Origin of the sequence: Leptothrix ochracea, from assembly GCF_041083635.1 — a bacterium.
Classification (GTDB): Bacteria; Pseudomonadota; Gammaproteobacteria; order Burkholderiales; family Burkholderiaceae_C; genus Sphaerotilus; species Sphaerotilus ochraceus.
This window is the reverse complement of sequence record NZ_JBFPHB010000043.1, coordinates 19,308-40,737: the sequence shown is the minus strand read 5'-3', so window position 1 is coordinate 40,737 and position 21,430 is coordinate 19,308. Positions and strand designations below refer to the sequence as shown.

Below are 21,430 nucleotides of genomic sequence, written 5' to 3'. Positions count from 1 at the left end.
TGCGATGTTTTTCACCCGAACGCTGCTCAAGCGCCACACCGTTTTGCCGGGCTTTGATCTGGCCCTCGGGTTCACGCTGCTCTATGTGAGTCTGATTGTCTTGCTGCCGCTGTCGGCGGCTTTTCTCAAGACGTTCACCCTGACATGGGCGCAGTTCTGGGATGCGGTCAGCTCACCCCGGGTGATGGCTTCTTATCGGCTCACTTTTGGGGCGTCCTTGGTGGCCGCCCTGATCAATGCCTTTTTTGGGCTGATCGTGACCTGGGTGCTGGTGCGCTATCGCTTTGTGGGGCGTCGGTTGGTGGATGCCTTGGTCGATTTGCCATTTGCGTTGCCCACAGCGGTAGCGGGCATTGCCCTGACCGCGATTTACGCCCAGAACGGTTGGATCGGTCAGTGGTTGCCGTTCAAGGTCAGCTTTACCCCGGTGGGGGTGTTCGTGGCTTTGGTGTTCATTGGCTTTCCTTTTGTGGTGCGCACCTTGCAGCCGGTCTTGGAAGATGTGAACCGTGAGCTGGAAGAGGCCGCAGCCACGTTAGGCGCGACCCGCTGGCAAACCTTTCGCCATGTGATCTTTCCGGTGCTCACACCGGCCTTGCTGACCGGCTTTGCCTTGGCGTTTGCACGCGCGCTGGGTGAGTACGGTTCGGTGATTTTTATCGCCGGCAACATGCCCATGGTCAGCGAGATCACGCCGCTTTTGATCATCACCAAGCTGGAGCAGTACGACGTGGCCGGTGCGACGGCGATTGCGGTGGTGATGTTGATCACGGCGTTTACGTTGCTGCTCTTTATCAATACGTTGCAAGCCTGGGCGCGTAAGCGCCAAGGTATGTAAGAGGCTGCTGCCATGTCATCTGCGGTCATGAACCTGCCCCCGATGGATGCTTATCCGGATTTGCCCCCTTCCGCCGTTCAAGGGGTCGCCCCGCCCCATCGGGTCAACGCCACGGCCGAGCCGGTCTGGGTGCGTCGCAGCCTGATCGCAGTGGCCTTGCTGTTCATGGGTCTGTTTCTGTTCGTACCTTTGGCCACGGTGTTCATCGAAGCCTTCAAGAAAGGGCTTGGTGTTTATTGGGCGGCGATTTCCGATCCGGATGCCTTGTCCGCCCTCAAGCTGACCTTGATCGCGGCGCTGATCGCTGTGCCGCTCAATCTGGTGTTCGGGGTTGCGGCCGCTTGGACGATTGCCAAGTTTGAGTTCCGAGGCAAAAGTGTCCTGCTCACCTTGATCGACTTGCCGTTCTCGGTCAGCCCGGTGATCTCGGGGCTGATTTATGTGCTGGTCTTTGGTCTGCAAGGCTGGTTGGGTGAATCGCTGCGGGACCACGATCTGAAGGTGATTTTTGCCGTCCCTGGCATCGTCTTGGCCACCGTGTTCGTGACCTTCCCCTTTGTGGCACGTGAGCTGATTCCGCTCATGCAAGTGCAGGGCTTGGAACAGGAAGAAGCCGCGCGGGTGCTGGGTGCCAGTGGCTGGCAGATCTTCAGCCGGGTCACGCTGCCCAACATCCGGTGGGCCCTGCTTTATGGCGTGATCCTGTGCAACGCCCGCGCCATGGGTGAATTCGGGGCCGTGAGCGTGGTGTCAGGCCATATCCGGGGTGAGACCAACACCCTGCCGCTGCACATCGAGATCCTCTACAACGAATACCAATTTGCCGCCGCCTTTGCGGTGGCTTCGCTGCTGGCGGTGTTGGCCTTGGTGACCTTGGTGCTGAAGTACGCGGTGGAACAACGCGTCAAGGCCCAGATGCGCAGCGCATCGTCCGATCCAGCTTGATTTGCGGAAAGATCCCATCATGAGCATCCAAATTCGTAACCTCGTCAAGCGCTTCGGCGCTCTAGCGGTCTGCGACAACCTCAATCTTGATTTGCCGGCGGGTGAATTGGTCGCTTTGCTGGGGCCTTCGGGCTCGGGCAAGACCACCTTGCTGCGCATGATCGCGGGGCTTGAGCGCCCGGACTCGGGCAGCGTGCTGTTTCACGGCGAGGACGCCACCTTTGCCGATGTGCGCGAGCGCAACGTGGGCTTCGTGTTTCAGCACTACGCCTTGTTCGGTCACATGACGATCTTCGAGAACGTCGCCTTTGGCCTGCGTGTGCGCCCCAAGGACACCCGCCCCAGCGAAGCGCAGATTCGGACCAAGGTCAACGATTTGCTCAAACTGGTGCAGCTTGACTGGATCGCCGACCGCTACCCGCACCAGCTCTCCGGTGGTCAGCGCCAGCGCATCGCTTTGGCCCGGGCGTTGGCGGTCGAACCCAAGGTGTTGTTGCTCGACGAGCCCTTTGGGGCTTTGGACGCCAAGGTGCGCAAAGAACTGCGCCGCTGGTTGCGCCGCCTGCACGACGAGATGCACGTCACCAGCGTGTTCGTCACCCACGACCAAGAAGAAGCCATGGAAGTGGCGGATCGCATTGTGGTCATGAACCAAGGTCGCATTGAGCAGCAAGGCAGCCCCGACGAGGTCTACGACCGCCCGGCCACGCCGTTTGTCTTGCAGTTTTTGGGCGATGTGAACCTGTTCCACGGTCGGCGCGACCATGCTCCAGGCCTGAGTGCGGGCACCACGGACCCATCCGCTGTGAGTTACGTGCGACCGCACGAGTTGGATGTGGTGCCCCAAGCAGGACCTGATACGTGGGATGTGACCTTGGCCCATGTGCTGACGGTCGGCCCGAACACGCGGCTGGAGTTCCGTCGGCGTGACGACGAAAGCTTGGTCGATGTCGAGCTGTCACGCGATGCTTGGCTGGCGTTGCGTGAGCGTCTGGGCTTGCGCCCTGGCAGTCAAACCCACTTGCGTCCGCGTCGGGTCACCCGTTTTGGTGCGGCTGAAGCCTGTTCGGAGTTTCTTGAAGACCCTGCCGCTGCGATCTGAGGGGCATGGATCGTCTTCGGTCATGCTTGATCGACGGGCTGCCTGGATGATGGTGCGTCCTTGAGCTGGATAAGCACCGTGAATCCGGCGCCGGGCGTTGATTCGACCCGGGCTCGGCCCCCGTGGGCCCTGGCCACCAAGTCGGTGAGCGTCAGGCCCAGCCCGATGAGCGAGTAGTCTTGGCGGTCGAGCACCCCAAGCAGGTGCTGGAGCCGTTCTGCCGATACCCCTGGGCCGTTGTCGGTGAATTTAAGGATCTTGCTGTCATCTGCACAGCAACATTCCTCCACATTGCTGTCACCTCCCGGGCACACGAGAAAGACATCCATGTGGGTGGCGCCGTAGCGTACAGCGTTGTCAAGGATGTTGAGCAGCGCAGCAGCCAGCAAGTCTGGGTCAGCATGCACTGAGCCGCTGCTGTGCAGCGTCACATCGAGGCCATCGACTGGAATCTGCTGCAGCATGCTGGCCAGATCGACGGCTTGAGGATGGGGGTCGGTGCCCGCTCTAAACATGCTCAAGAGCGCTGTCACCACCCGACGCAAGCGCTCGGTGGCTTGGCGGGCCTTGATCAGACGGGGTTTGCTTTCCGGCAAACTTTCTTTCAGGGCCACCGCCAGTTGGGCATCGATGCCCGCCAAGGGCGTGCGCAGGGCGTGAGCGGCATGGGCGCTGAAGGCGCGTTCGTTGGCCAAGCGCTGCGCCAGCCGGGTGGTGAGCTCCATGACGGCTTCGCGGATCGGTAGCAATTCTTCGCGGGTGACGGTCGGCAGCTGCGCCGAAGATAAGGTGTTCGGTTGCCCCCATTCGTAGCGCCGCAGGGTTTGGGACAGCTCGACCACATGCTGCGTTTCATCGGTGACGCGACGGCGCAGCCACCAAGCGGCCAAGAGACCGATCAACAAAGCGGTGCCCGAAGCCATGGCCATGGCGTTAAGACGGGCGGCTTGGCGCTGCTCACGACTTTGGGCGACATGCAAAATCAGCTGACGGCTATCGAGCCGCATGGAGTAAACCCGCCAAGGCGCGCGGGCTGATTCATTGGAAAAGCCATCGGATTTGGCAGCACCCAGCGGTTCAGGGGGCGCGCGATGCGAGCGCATGCGCATTTGTCCTTGGGTATCGACCAACTGCCAAATCAGCCCCTCTTCGTGGGGCGGCGCGGGCAAGATCTCATCGCTCGGGTTGGTGTGATCGACATGGCGCTCCATGAGGCCAAACAGAATTTCAGCCGACTCCTGTAAGGCACCATCCAGCAAACGATCCACGGCGGACTGCACCACGACACTCACAACCAACGCCACGGCGATGCACCAGATCAGGGTTACCACCAAGACCGACCGGGCCAAGCGAGAGCGAATCGATGGCAGGGCGGTCATGGTGCTGGGCGTGTGCTGTGGGGGGTGGCGTTCAGGTCGGCACGCGGTAGCCCAAACCACGCACGGTTTCGATCAAATCCTTGGTGAGCTTGCGACGTAAGGCAGAAATGTGCACTTCAAGCACATTGCTGGTCACATCACCGTCGAAACCGTGGATCAGTTGGCTCAGATCGGCCTTGGTCACGATACGACCGGCACGCAGCACCAAGGCTTCCAGCACGGCCCATTCACGGGCGGTGAGATCAACCGGACGATCATCCAGCCAAGCTTGGCGGGCGGTGGTGCTGACTTCCACTTGACCGAAACGACGTCGCTCCAAAACTGCGGCCGCGTTACGGCGGGCCAAGGCACGCAGTCGCGCCGAGAGTTCTTCCGGGGCGAAGGGTTTGACCAGGTAATCATCGGCACCACTGTCTAGGCCTTGGATCCGATCGGCCAAGCGATCGCGGGCGGTCAGCATGATGACGGGTACGGACTGATCCGTGCGGCGTAGCGACCGGATCCAGTCGATCCCCGTGCCATCGGGCAGCGACCAATCGACCAGCAGGGCATCAAAAGGCTCGCCATTCATGCCTTGCACGTCGGCAAGGTGGGTGAACCATTCCACCACGTGGCCTTCGCTGCGCAAGTAGTCGCGCAGGCCTTCACCCAGAATCGAATCGTCTTCCAGCAGTAGCAGTCGCATGGGTTGGGGTCTCAAAGTTCGGTGGGCGATTTTCGCTTGTGCCGCCGTGTTTTTGCGGGTGAGATCGAGTCTGTTGGCTTTTGTTCAGCCGACTGTAAGAACTTTTAACTTAAGGTTCATCTCAGTAGGAAATGCTGGACGGATATCCTTGGCGGTCTTGCCAAGGTGGGGGTGATGCGGATGCGATGCGATGGCTGGTTGGAACAAGCGATGAGTTCACGTGAATGGTTGCGCGGGGTTGGGTTGGGTGCCTTGGTTTTGGGGGCTCAAGCTGCGATGGCGCAGGGCTTGAAAGCAGATGCCGCGCAACTGCGTCAGTTGGGTGTGACCACGGTCGAAGTTCGCTCCGCCACGCAGGCGGGTGTGGCGCGTTATCCAGCCCAAATCCAGATCCCCCTCGCGCAGCAGCGGGTGATTTCAGCACCGGTGCCTGGTGGCGTGGATGCCTTATGGGTGGTGCAGGGTCAGATGGTGCGTCTGGGCATGCCCTTGGTGCGTTTGCGCAGTCAGCAAGTGGCCGAGTGGCAGCGCGATTGGCAGCAACTCAAGGCCCAACTGGATTTGATGCAACGCACCATGGCGCGTGATGAGCAGCTCTACAGCGAAGGCTTGATCGCGCTCTCGCGTCTCGAAGCCAGTCGTGCTCAAGTTCAGCAGCAGCGTGTGCTGGTGGAAGAGCGGGGACAAAGCTTGACCGCTGCGGGGGCCAAGCCTGAGGGTATCGGCGGTGAACTGGTGCTCACGGCTCCGATGGCGGGCCAAGTGTTGGAAGTGACGGTGACCCCGGGGCAGCGTGTCGATGCTGTGACGCCGTTGATCCGTTTGGCTTCGTCGGGATCGTTGTGGGCCGAGTTGTCGGTGCCGGTGTCACAGGCGGCTCAGCTCCGTTTGGGCGACAAGGTGCGCGGCATCGGGGTGGCGGTTGAGGGCACGATCACCTCGTTTGCACCCGCCGTTCAAGGGGGCAGTCAGACCACGGTGGTGCGCGCTGATTTGCGCGGTGCGGGCTTGCGCCAACTGCGTGCGGGTCAGGCCATTGAGCTCGAAGTGCAGCGTCATGAAGCGGGTGTGGTTCAAGTGCCTGCCGGTGCGGTGCTGGAAGATGCGCGCGGTGCTGCGGTGTATGTGCAGCGCAAAGCGGGTCAATTTGAACGCCGTCCCGTGCGCGTGATGGGTCGCTCGGGTGCGGATGGCTCGGTGAGCGTCAGCGGACTGACGTCAGGAGATCATGTGGCGGCCACCGGTACGGCGGCGCTGAAAGCGATCGAAGGCGATGGCGCTGCTGCGGTGCCGACGCCGACTGCGGCCTCTGCGGTCAAATCCTGAGCCTGGGGTTCCCCGATGTTGCATGGTTTGATCGCTTTTGCGCTGCGTCAGCGCCTCTTCGTGGGTGTGTTGACGGTGGTTTTTGCCGCTGCGGGTCTGTTGGCTTACTTGGGTCTGCCGATCGACGCGTTTCCCGATGTCTCGGTGCCGCAGGTCAAGTTGATCTTGAAGGCTCCGGGCATGACGCCCGAAGAAGTCGAGGCCCGTATCACGGTGCCCGTGGAGCAGGAGTTGCTGGGTATCCCCAAGCAAAAAATGCTGCGCACCACTTCAAAGTACGCCTTGGCCGATATCACGCTCGACTTTGACGACGGCACCGATGTGTACTGGGCTCGTCAGCAAGTGAGTGAGCGTTTTGCCAATGTGCTGCGTGATTTGCCTGCGGGCACGACTGGCGGCTTGGCCCCAGTGACGACGCCCTTGGGTGAAATGTTCATGTTCACGGTCGAGGGGCCGCAGCCGCTGGAGCAGCGCCGTGCGGTGCTCGACTGGGTGATTCGCCCCGCGCTGCGCCCGCTGCCAGGTGTTGCCGATGTCAACAGCTTGGGCGGACGGGTCCGTTCCTTTGAAGTGGTGCCCGATCCTGCCGCCTTGGCAGCGCGTGGGGTGTCGCTCGATCAGCTTGAAAAAGCCTTGGCCTTCAACAATCGCAACGATGGTGCGGGGCGGCTGTCACAAGGTGAAGAAGCCTTGATCGTGCGTGTCGAAGGCGCCTTGCACGGCATGGAAGACATCCGTCAGACGGTGTTGCGCAGCGATGTGGGCGGCAGTGCCGCCGGTCCTGCAGCTGGGTCGGTGGTGCGGGTTGGGGATGTCGCTGAAGTGCGCGCTGGCGAGATGACGCGCTACGGCGCGGTGACCATGAACGGCCAAGGCGAAGCGGTTGAAGGCCTTGTGCTGGGCCTCAAGGGCGCCAATGCCCGTGAGGTGGTGGCGCGGGTCAAGGTCCGTTTGGCGGAGTTGCAGCCAACCTTGCCCAAGGGCATGACGATCAAACCGTTTTATGACCGCTCTGAGCTGGTCAATCGTGCGGTTCACACGGTGGTCAAAGCCTTGGGTGAAGCGGTGATTTTGGTGGTCGTGCTGCTCTTGGCGTTCTTGGGCAATGTGCGGGCGGCGGTGGTGGTGGCGGTCATGCTGCCTTTGGCGGCGCTGGGCACCTTTTTACTCATGGGGCAGTTTGGGCTTTCGGCCAATCTGATGAGTCTGGGGGGGCTGGCGATCGCCATTGGCATGCTGGTCGATGGCGCGGTGGTGATGGTGGAGAACATCGAAACCGAGTTGTCCACGGCGGCGGCCTCGGGCTCACGCATCCCCACCTTGCATCTGGTGTTGCGTGCCTGTCGCTCGGTGGCGTCACCGGTGGCTTCGGGCATCGCCATCATCGTGATCGTCTTTTTGCCCTTGCTGAGCTTGGAAGGCTTGGAGGGCAAGCTCTTTGCCCCGGTGGCCCTCACCATCGTTTATGCGTTGACGGTTTCATTGGTGTTGTCCCTCACGGTGGTGCCCGTCTTGGCGTCTTGGATGTTGCAGCGCCTGCCTGCGCATGAGCCGTGGCTGATGCGCCAGTGCGCGCGCATCTATGACAAGCTTCTGACCCAAGCGCTGGCTTATCCGCGCGCCATGACGCTGATGGCGTTGGGCGCGTTGGCGGTGGCTGTGGTGGTGTTCATGTTCGTGGGCAAGACCTTTATGCCGACGCTGGATGAAGGCGACTTGATCATGCAGCTCGAAAAGCTGCCCTCCATTGGCTTGGATACGACGGTGGCGACGGATTTGCGCGTCCAGCAAGCCGTGATGGCCAAGGTGCCTGAAGTGCAGTCTGTGGTGGCGCGCAGTGGTTCGGACGAGCTGGGTTTGGACCCCATGGGGTTGAATCAAACCGATACCTTTTTGGTGCTCAAACCGCGTGAACAGTGGCGTCAACCCGACAAGGAGTGGCTGACCGAGGAGCTGCGCAAGGTCATGGAGGGCTTTCCCGGCATTGAAGCCAGCTTCACCCAGCCGATCGACATGCGGGTGTCTGAAATGCTCACCGGGGTGCGTGGCGATGTGGCCATCAAGATCGTGGGCTCTGATCTGGACGAGTTGAACCGGCTGGCGCTGGCCATTGAAGCGGCCGTCAAGACAGTCAACGGCGCCACCGACACCTTCACGCTGCAAAACGGTGGGGTGCAGTACCTCAACATCAAGGTGGATCGTTTAGCTGCGGGGCGGCTTGGTTTGGCGGGCGATGAGGTGCAAGCCGATCTGCGCCGTTGGGTCGAAGGCCAGCAGGTCGGTGTGGTGCAAGAAGGCGGGCGACGCATTCCGCTGGTGGTGCGCGGCAGCGACGCGCTGCGCGCTTCGGCGGATGATTTGGCGGCGGTGCGCATCACCAACATGGCCGGGGTGGTGGTGCCTTTGTCCCAAGTGGCGCAATTGCAGCGGCTTGATGGTCCTGTCAAGGTGGACCGCGAATTGGCACAGCGTTACCGCGTGGTCCAAACCAACGTGCGCGGCCGCGACTTGGTCGGTTTTGTCGAGGAAATCAAGGCGTTGGTGGCGGCCAAGGTGCCCCTGCCGCAGGGCTATCAGATCCAGTGGGGTGGGCAGTTTGAGAACCAACAACGCGCTGCGGCTCGGCTGAGTTTGGTCGTGCCGATCGCGATCGCCCTGATTTTCTTCATCCTTTTCTCCACCTTTGGTTCGGTGCGCCAAGCCGTTCTGGTGTTGGTGAATATTCCGTTGGCTTTGGTCGGTGGGGTGTTGGCACTGGCCTTAGCGCAGGAATATCTCTCGGTGCCGGCGTCGGTGGGGTTTATCGCGCTGCTGGGGATTGCGGTGCTCAACGGTGTGGTGTTGGTGAGTTATTTCAACGAGTTGTTGGCGCGCGGCATGCCTTTGGCGCAGGTGGTGGTGGAGGGCGCGCGGCGCCGGCTGCGTCCGGTGCTCATGACCGCTTCCATCACGGCGGGGGGCTTGGTGCCGCTGCTCTTTGCCACCGGGCCGGGTTCGGAGATTCAGCGGCCGTTGGCCATCGTGGTGATCGGTGGTTTGGTCTCCTCAACCTTGTTGACCCTGCTGTTGTTGCCGGTGCTATTTCGTCGTTTTGGGGTTGAGCCGGCGCGCTCAGCGCAGGGAGATCTGGCATGAGTGCGACAGCGACATCGGTGTGTCTCAATCTGGTGCTGCCTTTGGCCATGCAGGATGCGGTGGTGGATTGGCTGTTGGGCCATCCGGCCTTGCAGGTTGAATTCAGTCAGCATGTGGTGTCAGCGCGCGGCCCTTGGGTGCGTTTGGCCCCGGGTGAAGAAGAAGTGCAGGGTTCGGCCGCGCGGGTGCAGATCCAATTGATCGTCGAACGCACTTTGGCACAGAGCATCACCGACGAGATGGAGCGCCTGTTTCGAGGTGCCGATGGGGGCTATTGGTTGACGCCGGTGGAGCGCATGGGTGCATTTCGGGTGGAAGGGCAGCAGGTATGAAGCCAAAGAGTGGGCGAGGTTGGTTCGGTGCTAGCGCCTGTTGGCTCGCTTTGATGCTGGTCGGCGGGGCTGCCGCTGCCGAGGGTGTTTTGACCGGATTGCCACCCGAGTCTGTGTTGCGTGAGCGCTTGCTTGCCAGTCCATCGGTCCGGGCTGCGTTGGCGTTGTTGCCTGCTGAGCAGGCTGCCGCCCAAGTCGAGAAAAAATCGCCCGTGGCTTGGTCGATTTCAGGGGGTGTTGGGTATCGCAGCTTTGCCGATGATCCGAATCACGCGCCGACCGAGACCGAGCTGACTTTGCAGCGGCCTTGGCGCTTGGGCAACAAGGAACAGGTTCAACAGCAGTGGTTCGACGAGCGTGAGCGCTGGGTGCAGGCTCAGATTCGCATGGTCGCCCGGACCGCGTTGCGTGATTGGCTCGATGCTTTGTCGGTGTGGTTGCGTGAAGAGGGTGCGGCGCAGTTGTGGGGGGAGCAGCTGAGCCTGTCACGCAAACAAGCCCAAGCGGTGGGGCGGCGTCATGAGTTGGGGGATGTCTCGCGGGCTGAGCGTGACTTGGCCGAGGCCGCCCAAGTCCAAGTCGAGGCTCAATCCACCCAAGCACAGGCTCGGGCCAAGGCGGCGCGGGCGCGGTTGACCGTTCTTCTGCCGGGATGGTCGGACACAGACTTGATGTCGTTGTTGCACAGCGAGCCGCCTGCTTTGGTGGCCACTGTCGGCATGGTCGCCTCCCCCGAGGACGCACCTGAGTTGCAATTGGTGCAAGCAGAGGCGCTTGCTGCGGCTGGAGCGGCTCGATTCGAGGGCGCGCAGCGGCGCGCTGATCCAACGGTGGGGATGCGGATCGGCACGGCCAAAGGGCCTGATGAAAAATTTATCGGTGTGGTTTTTAGCATGCCCTTGGATGGCTCGGCGCGCGATAGCAGCGCCGAGGCGGCAACCCATCGTGCAGCCAATGTGGCGGCACGCGTGGAGATGGAGCGTCAACGGATCGTCGCGGATCGTGCCGCTCGGGCCATTGAAGCCGCCAACAGTGTGATCGTCTGGCACCAGTTGACCGATGCCGCCACGCGTTTCGACGCTCATGCCCGCACCACTGAGCGCGCATGGCAACTGGGTCAAGCGGCTTTGACCGACGTGGTGGTGGCGCAGCGCTTGGCGCTTGAGCAGCGCTTGGCCGCGCAGCAAGCTCGGGCGGAGGCCTTGTTCCGTCATTGGCTCTGGGTGCTGGATCAACAACCCGGACTGGCCGCGCCCCTTTGATTCGATCCCGAATAACGAATGTGTGGATATATGTAAGTCGAGTATCTAGGCTCGACTTACATTCACTTATTTCCGTGAAAATATAACGTCTGACGCTTGTCGTTGCATGGTTTGGATATGGTTGCAACAGATGGACTATGGCTTAAAAAATACAAATGACTGTTTGGCATGATTTCCTAGGTTTTGTAGTAAAAACTACCGTGATGCTCATCACGCCTTCATCTATGGACCAAGCATAAAGACTACGCTGCGGCAACAATTCATTCGCCCCTTGGTCGAATTTGCTGCGGAGTCTGTGCCATGAGTCAGCCATCAGTTTGTCAAGTTCCACTGGTCCGTTCCAGTGCATGGTTGGTATGTCTCGTGGCTGGCTTGGTGTCGGCACTGAGTGGTTGTGCCACAAGTTCCAAAGAGTCCGGAGCCTCCCAAAACCGAGCTTTTGAGGGGGCTGTGGCCCATGGTGGCGAAGCACAGCGCAGCATGCGTCAACAACGGGTTCCGATGCAGATGACCTCTGCCGCAGAGTGCGGTGCTTCTGGCGCAGCACAGCGCGACATGCTGATGCGGGAGATCAATCGCATTCGACACAGCGGGGCACGTTGTGGCAGTAAAGGTGCCTTTTCTCCTGCGGGTGATCTGACTTGGAATACCAAGCTGGAATCAGCTTCTGCGGCTCATGCTCGATCGATGGCCAGTTATGACTATTTCTCGCATACGGGTGTGGACGGCACAAGTGGGGGTATTCGTGCCAGAAACAGCGGTTATGACTGGTCAAAATGGGCCGAGAACATTGCTGGCGGTCAACCCTCTATCCGTGAGGTCGTGGCTGACTGGGTTCACAGCGATGGACATTGTGCGAATCTGATGAATCCGAATATGCGGGAAATGGGCTTGGCTTGCGTGAAATCAAATCATGCCCATTACGGAACTTATTGGGTTCTTGTCATGGGTGTTCCTCGCTGAGGGTGAATCGGTTCGATTAACCGAACCTGGGGCCTCGGAAATGACCGGAGTGTCGTCCCGGGGCTGGTTCATTCACATCGGTTTTCACCGTGCTGTCAGGATTTGGCCGGGGGTTATCAGCGACAATGCCGCCTCGCACGGGCCGCGCAGCCTGTGTGTTTGTTCCCATAGGTTCGCAGCGCCATAACAGAGGAGATAACCATGCACATTGGTGTGCCGCGTGAAACCGCCGCAGGTGAAACGCGTGTGGCTGTCACGCCCGAGACAGCCAAAAAACTTCAAGCTCAGGGTCACACGATCCGCATCGAATCCGGTGCGGGTGTGACTGCCAGTGCGCCTGATGCGGCTTATGCCGCTGTCGGCGCTGAAATCACGGATGCCGCTGGTGCGGCGAGCTGTGATTTGGTGCTGCGTGTTCGCGCGCCGTCTGAGGCTGAGTTGACGCTGATGAAGCCGGGCTCCACCGTGGTGGGGATGCTTAACCCGTTTGATCGGGAAGGTCTGGAACGTATCGCAGCAGCTGGCTTGACGGGTTTTGCGCTTGAAGCAGCCCCTCGGACCACCCGTGCGCAAAGCATGGATGTGCTCTCTAGCCAAGCGAATATCGCCGGCTACAAAGCCATCATCTTGGCGGCGGATCGCTATCAAAAGTTTTTCCCGATGCTCATGACCGCAGCCGGCACCGTCAAAGCGGCGCGGGTGGTGATTCTTGGCGTGGGTGTGGCGGGTTTGCAGGCTATCGCGACCGCCAAGCGTTTGGGGGCTGTGATTGAGGCTTCTGACGTGCGTCCTTCGGTGAAGGAGCAAGTCGAATCGCTGGGCGCTAAGTTCATTGACGTGCCCTACGAGACCCAAGAAGAAAAAGACGCGGCCGTCGGTGTGGGCGGTTACGCCCGTCCGATGCCACCGAGCTGGTTGGCGCGTCAAAAGGTCGAAGTGGCCAAGCGTGTTGCCCAAGCCGACATCGTGGTCTCGACTGCGTTGATTCCCGGTCGGCCGGCACCGACCTTGGTGACGGCTGAAATGGTCGCTTCGATGAAGCCGGGCTCGGTGATCATCGACTTGGCTGCGGGTCGCGGGCCGGACATGAACGGTGGTATGACGGGCGGCAATTGCCCCCTGACCGAGGCTGGGGCGACGGTGGTGCGTCATGGCGTGACCATCGTGGGCGAAACCAATCTGCCTGCCTTGGTGGCTGCGGACGCCAGCGCGCTTTATGCCCGTAACGTGCTCGACTTCCTGAAGTTGGTCTTGACCAAGGAAGGCACCCTGACTGTCAACATGGACGACGATATCGTCGCCGCCTGCCTGATGACTCAAGGCGGCACCGTCAAGAAAGCGGCCTGAAGAGGATCCACGATGGAAACCGTTTCCCCTACCCTGATCAATTTGATCATCTTCGTGCTGGCGATTTACGTCGGCTACCACGTCGTTTGGACCGTGACCCCGGCTCTGCACACGCCTTTGATGGCAGTGACCAACGCGATCTCGGCCATCATCATCGTCGGTGCCATGCTGGCTGCGGGCATGACTGAAACCACCTTGGGTCGCTCCATGGGCGTGCTCGCGGTTGCTTTGGCTGCGGTGAATGTGTTTGGTGGCTTTTTGGTCACGCGGCGCATGCTGGAAATGTTCAAGAAGAAGGACAAGAAGGCTGTGTCCACCAAGGAGGGTGCGTAATGAGCCTCAATCTCGTCACACTGCTTTATTTGGTGGCTAGCGTCTGCTTCATTCAGGCGCTTAAAGGGCTGTCACATCCGACCACCTCGATTCGCGGCAATTTTTTCGGCATGACGGGCATGACCATCGCTGTGGTGACGACCGCAGCGTTGATCATCAAGCTGGCCGACGGTCATATGGCGGGCCTGGCTTGGGTCTTGCTCGGTTTGGTGGCTGGGGGTGGTTACGGTGCTTGGCGCGCCAAGACGGTCGAAATGACCAAGATGCCCGAGCTGGTGGCCTTCTTCCACAGCATGATCGGTTTGGCAGCGGTGTTCATCGCTGTGGCCGCCGTGGCTGAGCCAATGGCTTTCGGGATTGTGCATAGCGCAGACGAGCCGATTCCGGCGGGTAACCGTTTGGAGTTGTTCTTGGGCGCGGCGATTGGCGCCATCACTTTCAGTGGTTCCGTCATCGCTTTCGGCAAGCTCTCGGGCACCTACAAGTTCCGCTTGTTCAAAGGTGCGCCGGTGGTGTTTGCCGGTCAGCACATGCTGAATTTGGTGCTGGGTCTGACGACGGTGGGCTTGGGCTTGGCCTTCATGGCGACGGGCAGCTGGACCGCGTTCTTTGCGATGCTGGCGCTGAGCTTTGTGCTCGGTGTGCTGATCATCATCCCGATCGGTGGCGCTGACATGCCGGTGGTGGTGTCGATGCTGAACAGCTATTCGGGCTGGGCAGCAGCCGGTATCGGCTTCTCGCTGAACAACTCGATGCTGATCATTGCCGGCTCCTTGGTGGGCTCTTCGGGCGCGATCCTGAGCTACATCATGTGTAAGGCGATGAACCGCGCCTTCATCAACGTGATCTTGGGTGGCTTTGGTGGGGATGCCACGGCGGCCGTGGCGGGCGACACCCCGCAGCGCACGGCCAAGAGCGGCAGCTCGGATGACGCTGCGTTCATCTTGGGCAACGCCGAGAGCGTGATCATCGTGCCGGGCTACGGTTTGGCGGTGGCGCGAGCTCAGCATGCGGTCAAGGAACTGGCGCACAAGCTCACCGAGAAGGGCGTTTCGGTCAAATACGCGATTCATCCGGTGGCGGGTCGTATGCCGGGTCACATGAACGTCTTGTTGGCCGAGGCCGAAGTGCCTTATGACCAAGTCTTCGAAATGGAAGACATCAACGCTGAATTCGGTCAGGCCGATGTCGCCATCATCTTGGGTGCCAACGACGTGGTGAATCCGGCTGCGTTGCAGAAGGGCTCACCCATCTACGGCATGCCGATCTTGGAGGCCTACAAGGCCAAGACCATCATCGTCAACAAGCGTTCCATGGCTGCGGGTTATGCTGGCTTGGACAACGAACTTTTCTATCTGGATAAAACCATGATGGTGTTCGGTGATGCCAAGAAGGTCGTGGAAGACATGGTCAAGGCGATCGAATGATGGCGTGCTCGTGATCTGCGCCTGATGGATACTTCAACGGGGGATTCCGGAGGTTCGGTTCCCCCGTTGTCACAAAGAGTAGCGAATGATGGTGAGAAGGGTTGCGTTATTCCTGCACAGGAATCCCTACACTCACGACTTCGTATGAGGCGCAGGTGATGGTTGAGCGGTATTCCAAAACAGAAAAGGGCCGAATCGAAATCCGGACGCGTGCACTGACTTTGTCGCGCACGGCGCGGAATCTTCTGCTCATCATCGATTCTTCCCGATCCTTGCCCGAGTGGTTGGCCATGGTTCAGGGCTCCAACTCTCATGATGGGGCGGCGCTGATCGAGGCCGGTTTGATCGAGGCGATCGCTGTCAAGACGGGTGGCGACAACAAGGCCAGCACCCGCCCGCCCGTCGTGGCCGCTGTGCCAGTGATGGCTGCGAATGTGGCTGCGGCCAAGTCGGAGACCGTGGAGGATGCTCCCGCGAGCTCATCATCGTCCCCGAAGGCGGTGAATTTGGGATATGTCGAGCTCTATGACGGGCTCAATGCGTTGGTCAAGGAAACCTTGGGGCTTTTCAAGGGCTATCGATTCAGCCTCGATATTGAGCGCGCTCGGGACTTGCAGGAACTGCAAGTGGTGGCCCAGCGTTTTGTCGAAGAAGTGGCCAAAACTCGGGGCGAAAGCGTGGCCCGCGTGGTGCGACGAGCCCTGGGTTTATGAATGAGGTGCGTCGTTGCGCACCACCTGAAAGACCGCTGTACTGCCCAGCAGATTGGCCCAAAGCGGTGACACGACTTGGCCTTGGTGAAGCCCGAAAGAGGCCACGACTTTCAAGCCGCATGCCCGGGCGAGATGTCCAAAATCACGATAGGTTCCGACCCGGATGTTGGGCGTGTTGAACCATTGATAAGGCAGCACTTTGGTGACCGGCATGGCGCCCTTCAGGACGGATAACCGATTTGGCCAGTGGGCAAAATTTGGAAAACTGATGATGCCCATCCGTCCGACACGAACGGTTTCCTTGAGCATCTGCTCGGTATTTCGAATGTTTTGCAGAGTGTCGATTTGCAGGACCACATCAAAACTATGATCATCAAAAAGAGATAATCCCTCTTCGAGATTTCTCTGCATCACGGAAACACCTTTTTGCACACACTCAAGAATCTTGTCGTCATTGAGTTCGATGCCGTATCCACGGCAGCCTCTTTCCTTCTGAAGCATGGCAAGGAAATGACCACCGCCGCAGCCTAGATCGAGAACACGACTACCTTGTGGAACCATGTCCGCGATCACGGATAAGGTGTGATTTTGGTTCATATCATGCCTCTGACGAGATGCGATCAAAGTAAGCAGCTAAGATGCGGTGGTAGCGTGGGTCTTCGAGTAAGAAAGCATCGTGACCATGCGGGGCATCGATCTCTGCATAAGAAACATCACGGGCATTATCGACCAGCGCCTTGACGATTTCTCTTGAGCGGGCGGGTGAGAATCTCCAATCTGTGGTGAAGCTGATCACCAAGAATTTGCAGAGGCTTTTCTCAAGCGCCTTACTGAGATCACCCTCAAAGTTGGATGCGGGATCAAAATAATCCAAGGCTCGGGTGATGAGCAAATATGTATTGGCATCGAAGTATTCGCTGAACTTGTCGCCCTGATAGCGTAAATAGCTTTCGATTTCAAAATCAACAGCTTGAGTGCTGTAGCTGATTTCTGCATTGCGCAGAGCGCGACCAAATTTTGCATCCATCACATCATCGCTGAGATACGTGATGTGTCCAATCATGCGGGCCACGCGAAGGCCACGGCGGGGCAGGGTGTTGTGAGCGTAGAAATGGCCGCCGTGAAAATCGGGATCGGTCAGGATCGCTTGGCGAGCCACCTCGTTGAAGGCAATGTTTTGTGCCGATAGATTGGGCGCGCTGGCGATGACGATGGCATGGCGCAGTCGTTCGGGGTATTGAATCGACCAGCTCAAGGCTTGCATGCCGCCCAAACTGCCCCCAATCACAGCGGCAAGTTGTGAAATGCCCAAAACATCCAAGAGTCGAGCTTGGGCATCGACCCAATCCTCGACGGTGACGACGGGAAAATCAGCCCCATAGGGCGTGCCGGGGATCGCTGCATCTGGGTTCGGGTGCGCTGGGCCGGTTGACCCAAAACACGAGCCGAGGTTGTTGATGCCAATGACAAAAAATCGATCGGTATCCAAGGGCTTTCCTGGGCCCACCAAGTTATCCCACCAGCCTTCGCTGCGTGCTTGGTTGGAGTACGTTCCAGCCACGTGATGACTGGCATTGAGGGCATGACACACCAAGACAGCGTTGCTGCGATCCTCAGCCAGCGAGCCATAGGTTTCGTAGAACAGGGTGTAATCGCGTAGCTGGGCACCACTTCTGAGCGCAAGCGCATCGACGAAATGGTGTGACTGAGGAGAAACGATACCGACCGAACCCATGGGTGCCCGTGATGAGATGGCGCCAAACCCGATGGGGTCTTGCGCAGACTGCCAAAAATGGAGGTGATCTGAGGCTGGCGAGTATATCGGTATGCCTTCTTGCCGGTGGGATAATGCGCGCGTCGGGCACTTTCTCCCTTCACCTCTTTCCACCTTTGGTGCATGGTTGCACCGACTCCGCAGGGGCTTGCATGCTGAATGTGTTCCGGTTGTCGAATGGTCGTTTGTTTCAGGAAGAGATCGAAACCAGTGCGATCGAGCAGACTCAAGTCCAGCCTGTCTGGGTCGATCTTGAGGCACCAACCCGCGAAGAAAAAGAGTGGATCAGTGCTCGTTTTGGGGTTGTTATTCCGGAGAATATCGTTGATGACGATCTTGAGGAGTCTGCTCGTTTCTACGAGGAAGACAACGGTGAACTTCATATTCGATCAGACTTCTTGATCGAAGATGGAGAAACATCGCGAAATGTTCGCGTCGCTTTTATTCTCCATGCCGGTATTCTTTTTTCCGTGCATGCAGAAGATCTACCTGTTTTTAGGTTGTTACGTTTGAGGGCAAGGCGTATTCCAGCATTGATTGAGGATGCTAAAGATGTGCTGTTGAAACTCTATGATGCGGATGCTGAGTATTCTGCAGATACGCTTGAAGGTATCTATGACTCACTTGAAAAAGTGAGTCATCGTGTTTTGAAGCAAGATGTTGATGACCATGCTGCTGGTGAAGCATTGACGGCGATTGCGCGTGAAGAAGATTTGAATGGTCGGATTCGACGTAATGTCATGGATACGCGCCGCGCCTTAAGTTTCATGATGCGCAGTCGCATGCTGAATGCGGAGCAATTTGAAGAGGCCCGTCAGATCATGCGTGATATTGACTCACTCGATTCACACACTGCCTTTCTTTTCGATAAAATCAACTTCCTCATGGATGCGACCGTTGGTTTTATCAATATCAATCAGAATAAAATCATCAAAATATTCTCAGTGGCTTCCGTGGCCTTGTTGCCGCCAACATTGATTGCCAGCATTTATGGCATGAACTTCAAATCGATGCCTGAGTTAGATCAACCATGGGGGTATCCCTTTGCGTTGTGTCTGATGGTGGCTTCCGTGGCTGCCCCGTTCATTTACTTCCGGCGTAAGGGTTGGTTGCGGTAGTGGCGGCTCATGGCGCCATGATTCGATTGACGATTCAGATCGATGAGGCTGTTTATGGCATCGGTTGGATCGATGCGCAGCAAAAGCAGGTGTTGCTGAACAGTGCTGTCGTGCGATGGCGAGAAGATGTCTGCGCTTGCGCACCCTCGCTGTGTTTACTTTGTGAAGGCGCCTCGCCCGACGCTGTCTTGGCTCAATTGGCCGATGAGTTGCATGGCATGGGGCACATCGGGTGGCGTGGTGAGCTCTACGCCGTACGCGAAGAAACGAAAGATGAGCCGATTGCTTTGATTGAGCGCGCTGCGGCCAAGTTTCTGGGGTTGAAGACGGTTGGGGCGCACTGCAATGGATTCATCGTGGATCATCGCGGGCGGCCCAGTCACCTGTGGGTCGGCAAGCGGGCGTCAAGTAAGGCGACGGATCCTGGGTTGCTTGACAACCTCGTTGGCTGTGGCGTTCCTTGGCCGCAGACTCCTGACGAGGCTGTGATTCGTGAAGGTTGGGAAGAGGCAGGATTGTCTGCCTCTTGCATGCAACAAGCCTTGTTGCGAAATGTATATCAGGTGGATCGCCAAGATGCTGGTGGGCAGCACAGGCAGCGGCTTTATGTCTACGACTTGGCGCTACCTCGTGAAGTCGAGCCACAGAATCAAGACGGAGAAGTCGATGCGTACTTCTTGCTGGCGATTCAAGAAATCGTGGTTGGTTTAAAAATGGCGCGGTTTACGGCAGACGCGGCCATCACGACCCTGGACTTTTTGCAACGACACGCACTGATTGGAACGCCATCGCCAGAAAACGGACTCGATGAGGTCTGGCGCCGGTCTGTCGGAGCGGTCAGTACGTGTGGGTCGGGCCGCTGAAATGGGCCCTGTAAGAGAAATCAGCCTGATTTCTCCGTACACGGACGGCCGAGAGTGCGGCGCGACCACTGAGAACCACGACAAGAGCGGGCGCCACGACGAGCGCAAACAAGAAACCTGCGGCAGCGGCGGGGATGGTGATGGCAATCAGGAGAGCCTTGAGCAAACCAGAGAACCAATCAAAATGGCTTGCTGTTACCGGTGATTTCGTGTTCATGAACGCGCCTTCAGTCAAGTCGTTTACGGTGACGGTGCTGAAAGGTAGCGTGAAAAAGTCACTGCGTGTGATTTTTCACGTCGATTTTTGTTACCGATGAATTATTTGTTGATTAAATACAACCTTCACTGTGCTTGAGAAGCTGTTGTGACGCCACGGGCTCGAACCAATCGCACGAAGATGCCACGGATGCGTCGCATGTCTTCTCCCGAAAATTGTCGGCCCAACAAACGAGATGTTTTGGCGATGAGCTTGCGATCAAACTCGGGCGGGACCACCTGATTGAACTGGAAGTGCGCCTGTAGTGGAACCAGTTGTTCCGGGGTTGCGCTCAGCAACTCTTCGGTAATCAGTTCTGCGGCCTCTTCGAGGGGCATGGATTCGTTCGGCGCTGATGGATCGGTCCCTTGACCCGGATTGCTCACTTCCGAGAACGTTCCCTCTTGGGGCTCGTGTCGATGAAGATGTTGCGCTAACCATTCAGAGGACAAGCTCCGGACTGAGTCGGCATCCATCTGAATGGATGGGCTCACATTCTTGGTTGGATCCCCTGCGGCCAAGATGTGAACACGTACTCCGAAAGATTGAGCCAGTTGAATGGCAATGTGAAGATCTTCATCGCCCGAGATGAGCACGGCGTCTGCGATGGCTCCGTTGCGAGCAAGTTCGATGACGTCAGTCACGATCATGGCATCAACGCCTTTTTGCTCACCTGAGCAGTTCAGCGCCCCGAGCCGTAGTTTCACGCCGGGGAGCATCGCGAGCGTGTTTTGTTCCAAGGATAGGCGCGGGCCTGGCATGGCGTCGTACCAATAGATCCTTAGTAGAGGCAGTCCATCCGCAGCTTCCGATGCTCGGGCAATCAAGGCAGCAATCAAGTCCCCCGGATTCAGGATGGACACATGCTTACGTGGTACCTGATATCCAAATGCTGCTTGGGCGCCAGCAGCGATCAAGTAGCCTGCATCGACGAAAACGGCGTATCGATCCATGAAATCTCCGTAGGTTTATTCACGCATAGTGATGAAGGGGTAGGCCGCATCGTCCAATGTTGCTATGTCAGGACGGGGATGGCAGCAATCGATTCGAGTATAAGCGGCGTATTTTTTGCTTTGATGAGATTCACGGCTTGTCATCCGGTGTTGAAGTCGTCACACTCCTCGACGGGGACTCATTTTTCCCGTCTATCAACAAGATCTCTCCAAACCTCTTGAAAGGAGGCACCATGAACCTGACGATCAGTGGCCATCATCTGGAAGTGACACCGTCTCTGCGGGAGTACGTTCTCACCAAGTTAGACCGAGTGACGCGGCACTTTGATCAAGTGGTTGATGTCAACGTCTTGCTGACGGTGGAAAAACAGAAAGAAAAAGAAAAACGTCAACGTGCTGAAGTGACTTTGCATGCAAAGGGCAAAGACATTTTTGTAGAAAGCTCCCACGAGGATCTTTACGCAGCCATTGATCAAACCATGGATAAGCTGGACCGCCAAGTGGTTCGGCATAAGGATCGGGTTCAGGATCACCATCACGAGTCGCACAAGCGGACCGTGGCCGGTGATGTCGCTTGAGACAGAGGGCTGCCGCTTGAAGATGTTAGGTTCATCTTGGCGGTTGCCCGTCGTGTGACCTTTGAGGTTGCACATATTTCAAGTGGGCGCTTCTTGTAGGG

At 58.4% G+C, this 21,430-nt stretch carries 22 protein-coding genes; 15 read left to right on the top strand and 7 right to left on the bottom strand.

What is annotated here, in order from left to right:
* Positions 1 to 4 precede the first annotated feature (4 nt).
* The 3 genes from cysT to AB3X39_RS13015 are packed head-to-tail and all read left to right on the top strand — an operon-like array spanning position 5 to position 2,885.
* Positions 5 to 838: a sulfate ABC transporter permease subunit CysT gene (gene cysT, locus AB3X39_RS13025; RefSeq protein ID WP_369417808.1), complete on the top strand. Its 834-nt coding sequence runs from the start codon at positions 5 to 7 to the stop codon at positions 836 to 838.
* 42 nt (positions 839 to 880) lie between these two features.
* Positions 881 to 1,783 carry a sulfate ABC transporter permease subunit CysW gene (cysW, locus tag AB3X39_RS13020; RefSeq protein WP_369417820.1) on the top strand — a complete coding sequence of 301 codons (903 nt, stop codon included), beginning with the start codon at positions 881 to 883 and terminating at the stop codon, positions 1,781 to 1,783.
* A gap of 19 nt (positions 1,784 to 1,802) precedes the next feature.
* On the top strand, positions 1,803 to 2,885 hold the full coding sequence (locus AB3X39_RS13015) for a sulfate/molybdate ABC transporter ATP-binding protein (protein WP_369417807.1): 1,083 nt from the start codon (positions 1,803 to 1,805) through the stop codon (positions 2,883 to 2,885).
* Positions 2,886 to 2,905: 20 nt separating this feature from the next.
* Here AB3X39_RS13015 and AB3X39_RS13010 read toward each other — a convergent pair whose 3' ends face one another.
* Both AB3X39_RS13010 and AB3X39_RS13005 read right to left on the bottom strand, forming a co-directional pair.
* A complete protein-coding gene (locus tag AB3X39_RS13010) occupies positions 2,906 to 4,264 on the bottom strand; it encodes a sensor histidine kinase (protein ID WP_369417806.1) in 1,359 nt (452 codons plus the stop codon).
* A 31-nt stretch (positions 4,265 to 4,295) separates the two neighbouring features.
* Positions 4,296 to 4,949 carry a response regulator transcription factor gene (locus AB3X39_RS13005; protein WP_369417805.1) on the bottom strand — a complete coding sequence of 218 codons (654 nt, stop codon included), beginning with the start codon at positions 4,947 to 4,949 and terminating at the stop codon, positions 4,296 to 4,298.
* A 210-nt stretch (positions 4,950 to 5,159) separates the two neighbouring features.
* Here AB3X39_RS13005 and AB3X39_RS13000 point away from each other — a divergent pair, with 210 nt between their 5' ends.
* From AB3X39_RS13000 to AB3X39_RS12965, 8 genes are all read left to right on the top strand, one after another.
* A complete protein-coding gene (locus AB3X39_RS13000) occupies positions 5,160 to 6,275 on the top strand; it encodes an efflux RND transporter periplasmic adaptor subunit (RefSeq protein WP_369417804.1) in 1,116 nt (371 codons plus the stop codon).
* Between the two features lie 15 nt (positions 6,276 to 6,290).
* Positions 6,291 to 9,410 (top strand): efflux RND transporter permease subunit, encoded by a 3,120-nt coding sequence (locus AB3X39_RS12995; protein ID WP_369417803.1) that lies wholly within the window; start codon positions 6,291 to 6,293, stop codon positions 9,408 to 9,410.
* On the top strand, positions 9,407 to 9,742 hold the full coding sequence (locus AB3X39_RS12990) for a DUF3240 family protein (RefSeq protein ID WP_369417802.1): 336 nt from the start codon (positions 9,407 to 9,409) through the stop codon (positions 9,740 to 9,742). Before AB3X39_RS12995 ends, AB3X39_RS12990 begins: the two co-directional genes overlap by 4 nt.
* A complete protein-coding gene (locus AB3X39_RS12985; RefSeq protein WP_369417801.1) occupies positions 9,739 to 11,004 on the top strand; it encodes a TolC family protein in 1,266 nt (421 codons plus the stop codon). The genes AB3X39_RS12990 and AB3X39_RS12985 overlap by 4 nt, the downstream gene beginning before the upstream one ends.
* Positions 11,005 to 11,484: 480 nt before the next feature.
* Positions 11,485 to 11,967, top strand: coding sequence for a CAP domain-containing protein (locus AB3X39_RS12980; RefSeq protein WP_369417800.1), 483 nt, complete (start codon positions 11,485 to 11,487; stop codon positions 11,965 to 11,967).
* A 201-nt stretch (positions 11,968 to 12,168) separates the two neighbouring features.
* A complete protein-coding gene (locus tag AB3X39_RS12975; RefSeq protein ID WP_369417799.1) occupies positions 12,169 to 13,314 on the top strand; it encodes a Re/Si-specific NAD(P)(+) transhydrogenase subunit alpha in 1,146 nt (381 codons plus the stop codon).
* 12 nt (positions 13,315 to 13,326) lie between these two features.
* Positions 13,327 to 13,647, top strand: coding sequence for an NAD(P) transhydrogenase subunit alpha part 2 (locus AB3X39_RS12970; protein ID WP_369417798.1), 321 nt, complete (start codon positions 13,327 to 13,329; stop codon positions 13,645 to 13,647).
* Positions 13,647 to 15,074, top strand: coding sequence for an NAD(P)(+) transhydrogenase (Re/Si-specific) subunit beta (locus AB3X39_RS12965; RefSeq protein ID WP_369417797.1), 1,428 nt, complete (start codon positions 13,647 to 13,649; stop codon positions 15,072 to 15,074). The genes AB3X39_RS12970 and AB3X39_RS12965 overlap by 1 nt, the downstream gene beginning before the upstream one ends.
* A gap of 106 nt (positions 15,075 to 15,180) precedes the next feature.
* Here the strand turns inward: AB3X39_RS12965 and AB3X39_RS12960 are convergent, their stop codons facing one another.
* Positions 15,181 to 15,366, bottom strand: coding sequence for a hypothetical protein (locus AB3X39_RS12960; RefSeq protein WP_369417796.1), 186 nt, complete (start codon positions 15,364 to 15,366; stop codon positions 15,181 to 15,183).
* Here AB3X39_RS12960 and AB3X39_RS12955 point away from each other — a divergent pair.
* Positions 15,365 to 15,787 (top strand): hypothetical protein, encoded by a 423-nt coding sequence (locus tag AB3X39_RS12955; RefSeq protein ID WP_369417795.1) that lies wholly within the window; start codon positions 15,365 to 15,367, stop codon positions 15,785 to 15,787. The genes AB3X39_RS12960 and AB3X39_RS12955 overlap by 2 nt on opposite strands.
* Here the strand turns inward: AB3X39_RS12955 and metW are convergent.
* Both metW and metX read right to left on the bottom strand, forming a co-directional pair.
* Complete coding sequence (metW, locus tag AB3X39_RS12950) at positions 15,782 to 16,384, bottom strand: methionine biosynthesis protein MetW (RefSeq protein WP_369417794.1); 603 nt, start codon at positions 16,382 to 16,384, stop codon at positions 15,782 to 15,784. The genes AB3X39_RS12955 and metW overlap by 6 nt on opposite strands.
* Before the next feature lies 1 nt (position 16,385).
* Complete coding sequence (gene metX / locus AB3X39_RS12945) at positions 16,386 to 17,522, bottom strand: homoserine O-succinyltransferase MetX (RefSeq protein ID WP_369417793.1); 1,137 nt, start codon at positions 17,520 to 17,522, stop codon at positions 16,386 to 16,388.
* Between the two features lie 191 nt (positions 17,523 to 17,713).
* Here metX and corA point away from each other — a divergent pair, with 191 nt between their 5' ends.
* Together corA and AB3X39_RS12935 are read left to right on the top strand one after the other, a co-directional pair.
* Positions 17,714 to 18,679, top strand: coding sequence for a magnesium/cobalt transporter CorA (corA, locus tag AB3X39_RS12940; protein ID WP_369417792.1), 966 nt, complete (start codon positions 17,714 to 17,716; stop codon positions 18,677 to 18,679).
* 17 nt (positions 18,680 to 18,696) lie between these two features.
* Positions 18,697 to 19,542, top strand: a complete 846-nt coding sequence (locus tag AB3X39_RS12935) for an NUDIX hydrolase (RefSeq protein ID WP_369417791.1) — start codon at positions 18,697 to 18,699, stop codon at positions 19,540 to 19,542.
* Here the strand turns inward: AB3X39_RS12935 and AB3X39_RS12930 are convergent.
* Together AB3X39_RS12930 and AB3X39_RS12925 are read right to left on the bottom strand one after the other, a co-directional pair.
* Positions 19,517 to 19,759, bottom strand: coding sequence for a hypothetical protein (locus AB3X39_RS12930; protein ID WP_369417790.1), 243 nt, complete (start codon positions 19,757 to 19,759; stop codon positions 19,517 to 19,519). The genes AB3X39_RS12935 and AB3X39_RS12930 overlap by 26 nt on opposite strands.
* Positions 19,760 to 19,884: 125 nt before the next feature.
* A complete protein-coding gene (locus AB3X39_RS12925; protein WP_369417789.1) occupies positions 19,885 to 20,751 on the bottom strand; it encodes an NYN domain-containing protein in 867 nt (288 codons plus the stop codon).
* Between the two features lie 233 nt (positions 20,752 to 20,984).
* On the opposite strand from AB3X39_RS12925, the gene hpf reads away from it, so the two are divergent.
* A complete protein-coding gene (hpf, locus tag AB3X39_RS12920; RefSeq protein ID WP_009453147.1) occupies positions 20,985 to 21,329 on the top strand; it encodes a ribosome hibernation-promoting factor, HPF/YfiA family in 345 nt (114 codons plus the stop codon).
* Positions 21,330 to 21,430: the final 101 nt, after the last annotated feature.